The organism is Actinoplanes sp. NPDC049598 (genome assembly GCF_040675435.1).
GTDB lineage: Bacteria > Actinomycetota > Actinomycetes > Mycobacteriales > Micromonosporaceae > Actinoplanes.
The window spans coordinates 14,690-26,693 of the sequence record NZ_JBFAOX010000043.1; the positions used below are offsets into that span (position 1 = coordinate 14,690).

The window sequence follows — 12,004 nt, forward strand, 5'->3', positions numbered from 1 at the left end:
CTGATCGTGACTGCCGCCACCCGGCTGCTCGGCCTGGCCCGGCTGCTTGAGGGGGATCCCGCGTGACCGAGCTGGCCGCGCGCGTGCAGCAGGCCGTCGACGAGTTCTTGGCTGCCCAGGCGGCAGTACTGGCCGACGTCAGCGACGACTGCGCTCCGCTCGTGCAATATCTGACCGGTTTCCTGAGCGGCGGGAAGCGGCTTCGGGCCGCGTTCTGTTACTGGGCCTGGCGGGCCGCCGGCGGGCCGGACGGGCCGGGCATCGTGCGCGCGGCCACGGCGCTCGAGTTCTTCCAGGCGGCGGCGCTGATCCACGACGACGTGATGGATGCCTCCGAGACCCGGCGCGGCGCCCCGGCGATGCACCGGCGGTTCTCGGCCCTGCACCGCGGCCACGGCTGGCGCGGCGACGCCGGCCGCTTCGGCGAGTCGGCCGCCGTGCTCGCCGGCGACCTGTGCCTGACCTGGAGCGACGAGCTCTACACGGCCAGCGGCCTGGCTCCGGCCGCTCTCGCCCGGGGGCGCTCGGTCTTCAACGGCATGCGTACGCAGCTCATGGGCGGGCAGTATCTCGACCTGCTGGAGCAGGCGATGGCCGGGTCCCGCCGCCAGGGCGCCCTCGAACGCGCCCGCCGGGTCGTGCACTACAAGAGCGCCAAGTACACGGTGGAGCATCCGCTGCTCCTCGGCGCCCAGCTCGCCGGGGCCGGCGACGACCTGCTGGCCGGCCTCTCCGCCTTCGGTCTGCCCCTGGGCGAGGCGTTCCAGCTGCGCGACGACATCCTGGGCGTGTTCGGCGACCCCGCCCGCACCGGCAAGCCGGCCGGCGATGACCTTCGCGAGGGCAAGCGAACCGTGCTGGTCGCGCTCACCCTCGAACGCTCCGCCCCGGCCCAGAAGGCCCGCGTCGACGCGCTGCTCGGCGCCCCCACGCTCGACGCCGCCGGCATCGGAACGCTCCGCGAGATCATGACGGACACCGGAGCCCTGGAAGCCGTCGAAAACATGATCTCCGACCTGCTGGATCACTCGGTGGCCGCCCTGGACGCCACCCCCCTCGACGAGGCGACCCGCCCGGTGCTGGCCGGCCTTGCGCGGGCCGCCACCGAGCGGGTCTCCTGAGCCGGCTCTGCCGATCAGCTCGTTCGGCAGGTCACCGTAGGCCAGGTCCAGTTGCCGTTGGCCATGATGGTCACGCCGAAGTTGTTGCCGTTGCCGTTCGGTCTCGCGGTGACGGTACCGGTGGTACCGCTGACCGAGGCGTTCCAGCTGTTCTGGATGCTCTGGCCGCCGTTGAGGGTGAGCCCGACGGTCCAGTTGCTGGTGTTCTGCACCGAGACGTTGAGGTTGAAGCGGTCGCCGTACTGCTGGCCCGCCGAGAGCACCGCGGTGCAGTTGCTGCCGTCGTTCGGCGGGGGAGTGGTCGGGTTGGTGCCGCCGCCGCTGCCCTCACGGACGGTGATGTCCGAGCTGCCCTGGCTCTGGTAGCCCTCGGTAGCCATGATCTGGTAGCTGTGGTTGGTGCCGAGGTTCAGGCCGGCCCGCGCCCACGCGTCGAAGTGGTTGGCGATCGTGATGGTGCCGGAGCTGCGCTTCGACTGCCGGACACTCCAGAACTGGTAGAACGTCTGGTTGCCGTCGATCGACGGCGCGTTGACCCGCTGGCTGCGCAGGATGTCGTACGTGCCGCCGTCGGTGGTGACCGTGCCCATCCGGGTGGCGCCGCTGCTCGGGTTGTAGCTGCCGAAGTTCTCGACGATGTAGTACTCGATGAGCGGGTTGCGGGTCCATCCGTACAGGGCCAGATAGGTGTTGTTGTTGCCGGGGTTGTAGGAGCCGGAGTACGTCACTGTGCGGCGGGTGCCGGTGGCCCAGCCCTTACCGCCGACCCAGTTGTTGGTGCTGCGGTCCCAGCTGCTGGAGTAACGGCCGTCGGCGCGCAGCGTCATGCTGGCGTTGCCGCTGTCCTTCCAGAACGAGAAGTAATAACCGTTGTGCGTGCCGGTCGTGTTCGAGCTGACGGTCCGGTCGGACTCGGCGTGCGCGGTGCCGGCCACCGTCACGCCGGCCACGGAAAGGGCCACGGCGAAGGCGGCCCCGGCGAGCGCGCGGACGACCCCGCGGCGTGGGGGATGGGGACGGGCTGGATCTGCGGTCATGAATGCGTCCTCCTCGGAAGGGGGCTGCCGGGGAGCAGCCCCGCAGACGTGACGAACCGGGACCGCGGGGATCAACGGTCATCGAAGTCCGTCATTGCGTGATCGTGGCCTTCGAGGGGCGTCCGTGTCAACAACTTACGGAAACATTCCGGAATTACCGAGGGTGCCCCGCTGTTCATCTGCGCAGTTCAAGACCAACTTGAAGGCGGCCGTACGCGGGAGAGCGCACCCATGATCACGGCATCTCAACTTAGATTACGAAACTTACGAAGCGGCCCGGCGAGGGTTTCCCCGCCGGGCCGCTGCCGTTGTCCGCTCGTCGTCAGGTTGCTCAGTCAGACCGCGCAGGGCCGCCTGTCGGCCGCTTGGTGGGCGTGGTCAGGGCGCACGGTCGGGCCGCTTGGTGGGCGTGGTCGGGCCGCATGGCCGGGCTGCTTGGTGGGCGTGGTCGGGCCGCTTGCCGGGCGGTGTCGCCGGGCCGCTTTGCCGGGTCTCCTTGTCAGGCCGCGCAGGTCAGCGACGGCGTGGCGGCTGAGCCGGAGGCGATGAAGCCGAACTCGGCGGTCGCGCCCGGAGCGAGGGAGCCGTTCCAGGCGGCGTTGCGCACGGTGACCGACGAGCCGTTGACCGACAGGACGCCGCCCCAGACCTGGTTGACCGTCTGCCCGGCGGCCAGTGTCCACGAGACGGACCAGCCGCCGATCGCGCCGGCGCCCGCCTTGACCGTGACTAGGCCCTGGAAGCCACCCTGCCACGAGCTCGACGTCACGTAGCTCGCGCCGCACGCTCCGGCCGGCTGCGTGGTCGGCGGAGTGGTCGGAGGCGTCGTGGTGGGCGGGGTCGTGGCGGGAGTGGTGGGCGGCGGGGTGGTCGGGCCGGTGGTCGGCGGCAGGGGTGCGCCGGTGGCCAGGCTGGCGGCCAGGTCGGGCTGGAACGAGCCGGCCGCGTACCGGCAGCCGTCGGCCTCGCCGGGCGGCTTCACCCAGAGGAAGGCGTCGATGTTGGCGTCGCCGGTGTCGAGGGTCGGGTAGCGGCCGATCCGCCGGTCCGTGTTGTCGTCGCCGCACCAGTCGCCGGCCGCGCCGCCGTTGCGGCTGGTGTCGATGACCTGCCGCTTGCCGTTGACGCCGCGGCCGGCCAGCGCGCTCAGCACCGAGCGGCCGAACGAGGTCTCGTTCGCGGTGGACTGGAAGTTGGAGACGTTGCTGTAGAAGCCGTCGGCGTCGGCGACACCCGCGTTGACCAGCCGGCCGGCCTGCTCGGCGGCGCTGTTCCAGGCCGAGTGGCCGCCGTCCAGGTAGACCTTGGCCCCGGCTGCCTTGAGGGTGCGGGTCGCCGTGGCCAGCGCCTGGTTGCGGGCGCTGAGGTCGCTGCCGCTCAAACAGGTCTGCAGGGCGATCGAGTCGGGCTCGAGCAGGATCAGCGTGGTCCGGCCGGCCAGGCCGCGGGCGATCCCGTTGATCCAGGTCTGGTACTGGTTCAGGTCGGGCGCGCCGCCCGCGCTGGCCCCGCCGCAGTCACGGTTGGGGATGCCGTAGACGGTCAACTGCGGCACCTGCCCCGCCGCGGCGGCCGCGCCGACGTAGCCCGACACCTCGGACTCGATGGTCGACAGGTTGAAGTTCGACAGCCAGCGGGTGGCCGGCTGGCTGGCGATGCGCGAGCTGATCAGGGCCGCACGGGAGTCGTTGGGATTGGCCGCGACCCAGCGGGCCACGGCGGTGCTGGGGTCACGGTAGAGGGTGCCGCTGAGGGTGCCGGCCGAGGCGGTGCCGCCGGTGAACCCGACAGCGACCGCGGCGGCAGCACACGCGATCGAGGCGGAGACGATGGTCAGTCGTCGCGGGCGGCGAGAGGGGGAGTAAGGCACGGTGCTTCCTTCCGAAGGGGAATTCCGGATGACTGGGAGCGCTCCCACACCGTAACTCCGCCGCCCGTTCCCGGCAATCGACAGGATTGGATCGAGGCCGTCACTCCTCTTCGGCTTCGGGGGCACGGGGAGGGCGGCCGGGGCCGCGCATGCGGCTCACCTGGCCGGGGAGGCGGCCCGCGTCGGCCAGAGCCTGGCGGAGGAGGAACTCGATCTGGGCGTTGGTGCTGCGCAGCTCGTCCCCCGCCCAGCGCGCCAGTGCGTCGTGCACGGCGGGGTCCAGGCGGAGGAGGAGCTTCTTCCGTTCGGTTGCCATGGGGCCAGGCGCTTCCGTTAGGAGTAGAGGGTGCCCGCGTTGACCACCGGCTGGGCGTCGCGGTCGCCGCACAGCACCACGAGCAGGTTGCTGACCATCGCCGCCTTGCGCTCCTCGTCGAGGTCGACCACGTCGTTCTCGGCCAGGCGGAGCAGGGCCATCTCGACCATGCCGACCGCCCCCTCGACGATGCGGGTGCGGGCGGCGACGATCGCGTTGGCCTGCTGCCGGCGCAGCATGGCGCTGGCGATCTCGGGGGAGTAGGCCAGGCGGGTCAGCCGGGACTCGATGATCTTCACGCCGGCCGCGGCCACGCGGACGCCGATCTCCTCCGACAGCTTGGCGGTGATCTCGTCGGCGTTGTCGCGCAGCGACATCCGGGTGGTGTCGTGGGAGTCGTAGGAGTAGCCGTTGGCGATGTGCCGCACGGCGGTCTCGGTCTGGATGGCCACGAACTCGATGAAGTCGTCGACCTCGAAGACGGCGCGGGCCGTGTCCTCGACCTGCCAGACGACGACGGCGGCGATCTCGATCGGGTTGCCGTCCAGGTCGTTGACCTTCAGGACGTCGGTCTCGTGGTTGCGGATGCGCACGGAGACGCGGCGCCGGGCGGTGAGCGGGTTGACCCAGCGCAGCCCGTCGGTGCGGACCGTGCCGGTGTAGCGGCCGAGCAGCTGCAGCACGCGGGCCTCGCCCGGCGCGACCGGCGTCAGCCCGGCCAGGACGAACAGCGCCGCCAGTCCGAACAGGACGGCCGCGCCGATCAGGACCCCGGCCACCGCGTTGTCGTCCTGCTGCACGCCGATGACGAAGGCGACGAAGCAAAGAACGATCACCGCGATCGACAGGCCGAGGACCGGCCAGCCCGAGGCGCCCCGGGCGATCCGCTCCCGGGTCTGCGGCTCGGGCAGCTCGAGGTGTTCCGTCATGTGGTGCTCCTCCCGTGTTGATGGCACCAGACTAGCAATCTGATATCACATTTTTCAACCCGTACGATCGGGGAATGTGGACTCGGCGTCGAGGCTCGCGCCTCCCGGCGGTGGTGGCCGGCCTGTGCGACGACGCCGCCGTCTTCCCGCCCGGGCTGGCGCCGCTGCCGGCGGCGGTCCGCGCCTACCGGGAGCGGCAGGCCGAGTGGTACGCGGAGCTGGCCGGGCCGCTGGTGCTCAGCGCCGCCGCGCTGCCCGAGCTGGCGCGGCTGCTCGACGCCGGCGCCGAGCCGCTGCCGTTGTCGGTGACCCTGCCGGACGGGCCGGCCGGTCTGCCGGGAGTCCTGACGGACGCGGCGGCCCTGCCGGTCGACCTACGGTCGGTGGAAGTGGCGGTGCCCACCGGCGTCACGGCGGCCGAGGTGGTCGACCGGATCGGCGATCCGGCGGTCGAGGTCTACGTCGAGGTGCCGCGCGACGAGCGCCGGCTCCCGGTGATCGAGGCCGTCGCGGGGCGGTACCGCGCCAAGTTCCGTACCGGCGGGGTCCGGGCCGAGCTCTATCCCGGCGAGGCCGAGCTGGCGAGCTCCGTGGCGGCCGTGGTCGCGGCCGGGGTGCCGTTCAAGGCGACGGCCGGGCTGCACCACGCGGTGCGCAACACGGACCCGGAGACCGGGTTCGAGCAGCACGGCTTTCTCAACCTGCTGCTGGCCACCGACGCCCTCGTCCGCGGCGGCGGCGAGCCCGAGGCCCGGGCCCTGCTGGCCGAGCGGGACGGCGGCGTCGTGGCCGGGCTGGTCCGGGAGCTCGACGCGGAGCGCGTGCGGGCGGCGTTCACCTCGTTCGGCACCTGCAGCCTCACCGACCCGCTCGACGATCTCGTGCGGCTGGGCCTCGTGGAAGGAGCGGCTTCGTGAGCTTCGGCTTGGACAACCTGCCGTACGGGATCTTCTCGCCGGCCGGTGGGAAGCCCCGGGCCGGTGTGCGGCTGGGCGACACCGTCATCGACCTGGCGGCGCTGCTGGGCGACCCGGTGTTCGACGCGCCGTCGCTCAACCCGTTCCTCGCGCAGGGCCCCCGGCGCTGGGCCGAGGTCCGCGAGCGGGTCCGCGACGCGCTCGAAGGACCGGTGGCCGGCGAGGCCCAGCACCCGCTCCGTGCGGTGCGGCTGCATCTGCCGTTCGAGGTGGCCGACTACGTCGACTTCTACGCCTCCGAGCACCACGCGTCGAACCTGGGGCGGCTGTTCCGGCCCGACTCCGAACCGCTGATGCCGAACTGGAAGCACCTGCCGGTCGGCTACCACGGCCGGGCCGGCACCGTCGTCGTCTCCGGCACCGACATCGTCCGGCCCAGCGGGCAGCGCAAGGATCCCGGCGAGGCCGCGCCGAGCTTCGGGCCGAGCCGGCGCCTGGACATCGAGGCCGAGCTCGGGTTCGTCGTCGGGGTCGGCTCGCCTCTGGGCGGCCGGATCGCGGTGGACGAGTTCGCCGAGCACGTGTTCGGCGCGGTGCTGGTCAACGACTGGTCGGCCCGCGACCTGCAGGCCTGGGAGTACGTGCCGCTGGGGCCGCACCTGGGCAAGAGCTTCGCCACCTCGGTCTCGCCGTGGGTGGTGCCGCTGGCCGCGCTCCAAGCGGCCCGGATCCCGCTGCCCGGGCAGGACCCGCCGCCCCTGCCGTACCTGCGCGGGAACGAGGACTGGGGCCTGGACATCGACCTGCTGGTGGAGTGGAACGGCGAGCCCGTCTCGCGCCCGCCCTATCGCGAGATGTACTGGTCCCCGGCGCAGATGCTCGCTCACCTGACAGTCAACGGCGCCGCGGCCCGGACCGGTGATCTCTTCGCCTCCGGCACCATCTCCGGCCCCGAGAAGAACCAGCGCGGCGCGTTCATCGAGCTCACCTGGGGCGGCCGCGAGCCGATCACGGTCAAGGGCGAGGAGCGCACGTTCCTGCGCGACGGCGACGAGGTCAGCATCTCCGCCACCGCCCCAGGCCCGAACGGCACCCGAATCAGCTTCGGCCAGGTGACAGGCACCATCCGCCCGGCAGTCTGAAGCAGGCCGTCAGCCGTTGCCGTCGAAGGCGCCCAGCCGGTCGATGGCGAAGGACAGGACGATGTCGCGCAGGGCGGCCGCGTCGTCGTCCCCGTACAGCTGCGTGTTCTTGACCTGGGCGAAGCGGGGCGCGAGGACGTCGATCGGCACGTCGGCGGTGCGCAGCGGCAGGTGCGGGAACGCGGCCACGTAGGTGGGGTCGCGCCGCAGCGGCCGCGCGCCGGGCACCTCGCGGGAAGCCGGCAGGCCGAGGACGACGGACCGGTCCACGGCCTGCCGGGCGGCCACGGCGTCGGCCGGCGAGCCCGGCTCGAGGGTGACGCGGACCGGGCGCAGGCCGAAGTTGCTGCAGTTGGTGAGGTCGTCGCCGCAGACGTTGGGGACGGCCAGCACGTCGCGGAGCGCGTAGAGCTCGATGTGGTCGCCGGGGCGGGCGCGGTTGCGGTGGATGACCGTCCCTTCCGTGTTCATGAACAGGTTGAGCGACTCGTGCAGGTCCCACGGCGCGAGTCCGTACTCCCGCTGGGCCTCGTTCTGGATCTCCTGACAGTTGGTCCGGTCGTGCAGGCCGAAGAAGGCGCTGTAGATCAGGCGGCTGCAGAACGGGAACTGGGTGTCCGTGGTGGCGTTGCCACCGATGATGGCCATGATCGGGCGTTCCCAGGGGGCGTTGGACCACAGCACGTCGCCCGGTCCCGGGTGCGGGCCGTGTATGCCTCGGGTGCGGCCGACGTGCAGGCGCTCGCGGGGGTCGGCCAGGGAGAAGACGTTGAGGTCGACGCACTGGTGGCCTTCGATCTGCTCGATCCGGATCACCTGTCCTGCGGCCACCTCAAGCGCTCGGCCGGTGCCGGGTTGGAGGATGTGCGCGCTCACGGGCGTACGGCCGGATGGTGTTGATCTTGAAGGAAGCGCCGGGCCGGGGCGGAAAACGGGCGCGGAATCCAGGGCGTCGCGCACGAGGGCGGGGATGTCGCTCGACGAGCGGTCGGCGACGGCCTGCAGGAAGTCGCGCTGCTGGTGGTTGAGACGGAGAGTGATCACAGGCGGGGCCGCAGACCGTAGTTGACGGCGGCGTTGAGCACGATGAGCAGCACCGCGCCGAACATCATCGGGGTGGTGACCAGCGCCCGGACCCAGTCGGGCATGGTGGCCACCATCGCCTCGGGCAGCCACTGACCGCCGAGGGCGAGGATGAACGCGGTGCCGGCGACCGTGATGTTGAGGTCGTCCCACTCCACCCCGCTCATCATCTGGATGCCGCTCATCGCGATGATCCCGAACAGCACGGTGGACGCGGCGGCCAGCACGGCCCCGGGCAGCCCCGCGACGAAGGCGCTGAAGACCGGCAGGAACGCCAGGGCGATGGCGATGATCCCGGCCGTCATGGTGACGAAGCGGCTGCCGACCCGGGTGACCCGGACGATGCCGGCGTTCTCCGGGTACGAGGCGGTGCCGATCCCGCCGAACAGCGCGCCCACAACCGAGCCCACGTACTCGGTGAACAGGCCCCGGTTGATTCGGTTGCGGGTCAGCTCGGTGCCGCCCCAGCGCGACACCAGGGTGTACATGCCGACGGCCTCGGCGCTCGACTCGAGAAACGCGAGCAGCATCAGCAGCACGGCCGGCCACTGCACGGCGAAGCCGAACGGCAGCAGCGACGGTGGCCCGACGAACGAGACCCCGGACAGGTCGGGCGTGCTCCACAGGCCGGTCACCGCGGCCAGTACGGATCCGACGACCATGCCGATGATGACGGCCGCCCGCCGGACCAGCGTGTCGCCGCCCAGCAGCAGGCAGGCCACGACGACGACCAGCGTGACCAGGCCGATCCAGAACAGGTCCCAGCCGTAGCCGGGCTGTCCCTCGGCGCCGAACCAGCCGGGCAGGCCGAGCGTGGCCAGCTGGGCCCCGATGATGACGCACATGGTGCCGAAGACCAGCGGGTCGGTGGCGAAGCGGACGACGTGGATCAGCACCCCGAACCGCCCCACCGGCACGGTCAGGACCATGAAGATCAAGCCCGCCACGACCATGGAGCCGTACGCGGCGTCGAGCCCGTAGGTGGCCCCCACGGCGAGCAGGGCGGCGAAGAACGCGGCGGTCGGGCCCTGCACGATCGGCAGGCGGACGATCCGGCTCGACTGCAGGACCGTCACTACCCCGGCCAGCAGGAACGACGCCTGGATCATGTGGGTGACGTCGCCGGTGGCGAGGCCGAGGGTGATGCCGATGAGCACCGGGAAGACCCAGATGGCGGACAGGGTCAGCAGGTGCTGCACGGCGAAGAGCAGAAGTTTGGGGGGCGCGACGCGCTCATCGAATCCGACGTCGAGAATCCGTTCGGCATTCACAATGATCGATACTACGGCTTTGGCACACGGTAGCCATTCCGATCACGCACCGTAGCAATTATCGTCATCTATGCCGCTCGGCGGCCGCTCGCGCATTGCTGCGCGCACCCCCTCCCCCCTTTGAAGGCATGGTCCCGCATGTCCACAACGCGCTTTCGCGCCACGCTCCTGGCTGCCTCCGTACTGTTGGCGGTGATGCTGCCGACCGCACCCGCCCACGCCGCCGCGCCCACCCTGGCCTCGCGGATGGCCCAGGTGCAGACCGCGAAGACGATCAACTACTACCCGTCGAACGCCGGCTGGACCTTCATGTGGACCAACTTCGACGTCGTGCGCATCCACGCCGACCTCAACCGGGCGGCCGCGCTCGGCGCCGACACCGTCCGGGCCATCGTCTTCCCGCAGACCTTCGGCTACCCGGCGCCCTCCGCCACGTACACCCAGGAGCTCAGCACCTTCGTCGACCTGGCCGACGCGAACGGGCTCGACGTCAAGCTGACCCTGTTCGACTGGTGGTCGGGTTACTCCGATGTCACCAACAGCATCGGCTGGGCCCAGTCGATAGTGACGCCGTACGCGAACGACCCCCGGGTGATCGCGGTCGAGCTCAAGAACGAGATCCCGCCGAACGACGCCACGGCGATGAACTGGGCCCGCGCGCTGATTCCCGCCCTTCGCTCGGTCGCGCCCACGATGCCGCTGACCCTGACCGTCGACGGCACCAGCGGCGCCACCGGCATGGGCACGCTCAAGACCCAGCTCGCCGGCACGCCGCTCGACTTCTACGACTTCCACTTCTACGGCGCCTCGGAGCGCGCCCTGGCCGAGATCTGGCGGGCTCAGGCCGCCGTCGCCCCGGCCCCGGTGGTCGTCGGCGAGACCGGCGTCAGCACCGTCTCCGGCACCGAGGGCGAGCAGGGCGCGTACCTGGCCCGCGTCTTCCGGGCGGCCCAGGAGGCCGGCATCAACTCGGTCGCGCCGTGGACGCTCAACGACTTCGCCGCCGGCGCCATTCCGCCCAACTCGAGCGTGTCGACCCAGCCCGCGCAGTACAAGTTCGGCCTCTACCGCACCGACGGCACGGCCAAGATCGGCGCATCGGTGGTCACCACCGGCTGGTCGGGGACGACCACCAACAGCATTCTCAACCTCGGGTTCGAGGCCCCGGCGATCAACTCGCCCTGGCGGAATTACCAACCCCAGGCCGGCTCCGCCGTCATCAGCACAGACTCGCCCCGTACGGGGACGCAGGCGGCCCGGTTCTCCGGGACCACCCGCTCCGGCAGCAACCTGCCCTCGCTGCTCACCTCGCCCGTCACGCCGGTCCAGCCCGGATTGCCGTGGCATGCCGAGGCGTACGCCCGGGGGGTGGCCGCTACCGGGATCACCGAGATCGCGCTCAGCTGGTTCGACATCAACGGCACGTGGATCAGCCAGAACACGTCCAACCGGTTGCCGGTGGGCAATACGGGGTGGACGAAGCTCTCCGTGGATGCTTTTGCGCCGGCCGGGGCGGCGAGCGTTCAGTTGCATCTCAAGTCCGGGGACAACTCGGGCACTGTGTACTACGACGACGTTGCGATCTCCTGATGGGCTTTGTCGCTTTGTCGCTTTGTCGCTTCGTCGCACGGAGCAGCCGCCCTTGGCGGAGGGCGGCTGCTCCGGCCTTTCCTGGCCGGCTGAGCAGGGCAGCTTTACAGCTGGCCGAGCAGGGCCAGCAGGAAGTTGAGGATCGCGGCCAGCTGGCCGGCGGTCGGCGTGCCGTCGAGCAGGCCGACGATCGCGCAGAGCAGGTTGCCCAGCAGGTTGCCCGGGCCGGAGACGGCGTTGATGACCAGGTGCAGCTGGTTCAGGTCGACGGTCAGGCCGAGCAGGTCCAGGTGCAGCGGGCCGAGCACCAGATCGAGGACCCGGCAGGTGGCCCGGGCGACCACGGCGGGCGCGGTCACAGCCTGGTTGACGGTGCCGAGGTTCGTGCCGGCCGAGTCGGTCAGCGTGCCGGTCAGGGTGCCGGTGGCCACCAGGTTGCCGTTCTGCGAGGCGAACTTCGTCGGCGTGAAGCTGCCGGCGAAGGTGCCGGTCTTGCCCGCGGCATCCGTGAAGGTGCCGGTGACCGGGGTGCTGGGGACAGCGGCGAGGGTGGCGGCCGGCGGGGCGGCGTTCGCCGGGGCGGCACCCAAGGTGGCGAGCCCTAAGGCGGCCAGCACGGTTACGACGACCATGGTGAGCCGTTGCCGGTGTGTCATGGTTCCTCCTGCGGTTGAGGGATCCGTCTACACCAACCAGCTTCGATGTCCGCGGGGGCGCTCCCCAGTGAC

The 12,004-nt window shown here is 71.1% G+C and carries 11 protein-coding genes; 4 read left to right on the forward strand and 7 right to left on the reverse strand.

The features are described 5' to 3' along the window. Positions 1 to 62 precede the first annotated feature (62 nt). The gene (locus AB0J66_RS47300) at positions 63 to 1,121 is read left to right on the forward strand and encodes a polyprenyl synthetase family protein (RefSeq protein ID WP_364675385.1); all 1,059 of its coding nucleotides are present in this window, start codon (positions 63 to 65) and stop codon (positions 1,119 to 1,121) included. Positions 1,122 to 1,135: 14 nt separating this feature from the next. Here the strand turns inward: AB0J66_RS47300 and AB0J66_RS47305 are convergent, their stop codons facing one another. From AB0J66_RS47305 to AB0J66_RS47320, 4 genes are all read right to left on the reverse strand, one after another. Beyond that, positions 1,136 to 2,158, reverse strand: a complete 1,023-nt coding sequence (locus tag AB0J66_RS47305; RefSeq protein WP_364675388.1) for a glycoside hydrolase family 11 protein — start codon at positions 2,156 to 2,158, stop codon at positions 1,136 to 1,138. 499 nt (positions 2,159 to 2,657) lie between these two features. Next, positions 2,658 to 4,028, reverse strand: a complete 1,371-nt coding sequence (locus AB0J66_RS47310; RefSeq protein ID WP_364675390.1) for a glycoside hydrolase family 6 protein — start codon at positions 4,026 to 4,028, stop codon at positions 2,658 to 2,660. A 100-nt stretch (positions 4,029 to 4,128) separates the two neighbouring features. Beyond that, the gene (locus AB0J66_RS47315) at positions 4,129 to 4,344 is read right to left on the reverse strand and encodes a hypothetical protein (RefSeq protein WP_364675392.1); all 216 of its coding nucleotides are present in this window, start codon (positions 4,342 to 4,344) and stop codon (positions 4,129 to 4,131) included. 17 nt (positions 4,345 to 4,361) lie between these two features. Further along, a complete protein-coding gene (locus AB0J66_RS47320) occupies positions 4,362 to 5,273 on the reverse strand; it encodes an SPFH domain-containing protein (protein ID WP_364675395.1) in 912 nt (303 codons plus the stop codon). A 74-nt stretch (positions 5,274 to 5,347) separates the two neighbouring features. Here AB0J66_RS47320 and AB0J66_RS47325 point away from each other — a divergent pair, with 74 nt between their 5' ends. Continuing rightward, complete coding sequence (locus AB0J66_RS47325) at positions 5,348 to 6,190, forward strand: hypothetical protein (RefSeq protein ID WP_364675397.1); 843 nt, start codon at positions 5,348 to 5,350, stop codon at positions 6,188 to 6,190. Then, positions 6,187 to 7,332: a fumarylacetoacetase gene (gene fahA / locus AB0J66_RS47330; RefSeq protein ID WP_364675400.1), complete on the forward strand. Its 1,146-nt coding sequence runs from the start codon at positions 6,187 to 6,189 to the stop codon at positions 7,330 to 7,332. The genes AB0J66_RS47325 and fahA overlap by 4 nt, the downstream gene beginning before the upstream one ends. A gap of 9 nt (positions 7,333 to 7,341) precedes the next feature. Here fahA and AB0J66_RS47335 read toward each other — a convergent pair whose 3' ends face one another. Beyond that, a complete protein-coding gene (locus AB0J66_RS47335; protein ID WP_364675403.1) occupies positions 7,342 to 8,376 on the reverse strand; it encodes an urea carboxylase-associated family protein in 1,035 nt (344 codons plus the stop codon). Further along, on the reverse strand, positions 8,373 to 9,686 hold the full coding sequence (locus AB0J66_RS47340) for a solute carrier family 23 protein (RefSeq protein ID WP_364675405.1): 1,314 nt from the start codon (positions 9,684 to 9,686) through the stop codon (positions 8,373 to 8,375). Before AB0J66_RS47340 ends, AB0J66_RS47335 begins: the two co-directional genes overlap by 4 nt. Before the next feature lie 195 nt (positions 9,687 to 9,881). On the opposite strand from AB0J66_RS47340, the gene AB0J66_RS47345 reads away from it, so the two are divergent. Then, entirely contained in the window at positions 9,882 to 11,276 is a 1,395-nt protein-coding gene (locus AB0J66_RS47345; RefSeq protein ID WP_364675407.1) for a cellulase family glycosylhydrolase, read from the forward strand. A 104-nt stretch (positions 11,277 to 11,380) separates the two neighbouring features. On the opposite strand, the gene AB0J66_RS47350 is transcribed toward AB0J66_RS47345, so the two are convergent. Next, positions 11,381 to 11,932, reverse strand: a complete 552-nt coding sequence (locus AB0J66_RS47350; RefSeq protein ID WP_364675410.1) for a hypothetical protein — start codon at positions 11,930 to 11,932, stop codon at positions 11,381 to 11,383. Between the last annotated feature and the right edge of the window lie 72 nt (positions 11,933 to 12,004).